The organism is Streptomyces spinosus, from assembly GCF_020400655.1.
In the GTDB taxonomy this organism is placed as follows: Bacteria; Actinomycetota; Actinomycetes; order Streptomycetales; family Streptomycetaceae; genus Streptomyces; species Streptomyces argyrophylli.
Map to the genome: position 1 here is coordinate 1 of NZ_JAINRC010000061.1, position 848 is coordinate 848.

Consider the following 848-nt stretch of genomic DNA (forward strand, 5'->3'; position numbering starts at 1 on the left):
AGCCGGTCGATGTCCTCGCCGCTCAAGTGCACGTTGACGGCGCCGAGATTGTCGGCCAGTTGTTCGTCCTTGCGGGCGCCGACGATCACCGAGGTCACGCCCGGCTTGGCGAGCAGATAGGCCAGGGAGACCTGGGCGGGCGAGGCGCCGTGGGCGGAGGCGATGTCGACGACGGTCTCGATGGTGTCGTAGAGCCTGTCCTCGTCCCGCACGGGGGGTTCGGACCACTCCGTGAGGTGGCGGCCGTCGCCTGCCTGCCGCCCGCGCCGGTACTTGCCCGAGAGCAGACCGCCGGCGAGCGGGCTCCACACCATGATGCCCAGGCCCTGGTCCAGCGAGAGCGGCACCAGCTCGTACTCGGCGTCACGTGATTCCAGCGAGTAGTAGATCTGGTTGCTGACGAACCGCTCGTAGCCGTGCGCGTCGGCCACGCAGAGCGCCTTCATCAGCTGCCAGCCCGAGTAGTTGGAGACACCCAGGTAGCGGACCTTGCCGGACCGCACCAGGGAGTCGAGGGTTTCCATGGTCTCCTCGAGGGGTGTCAGCCCGTCCCACTCGTGGACGTGGTAGATGTCCAGGTGATCGGTGTTCAGACGGCGCAGGCTGGCCTCGATCTGGCCGAGGATGTGGTGACGCGACAGTCCCTCGTCGTTGGGGCCGGAACCCATCGCCATACGCACCTTCGAGGAGATCAGCAGCTGGTCGCGCCGCCCTGCGATCGCCTGGCCGAGGATCTCCTCCGCCACACCTGCCGAGTACATGTTCGCGGTGTCGACGAGGTTGACGCCGGCGTCGAGGCACATGTCGATCTGGCGCCGGGCACCTGCCAGGTCGGTCTGCCCGACGTT

At 67.6% G+C, this 848-nt stretch carries 1 protein-coding gene; it reads right to left on the minus strand.

Annotation, left to right across the window (positions count from 1 at the left end; genetic code table 11):
• Positions 1-848 (minus strand): aldo/keto reductase (locus tag LG395_RS40900; RefSeq protein ID WP_225814659.1); only part of this gene is annotated, 848 nt, incomplete at both ends.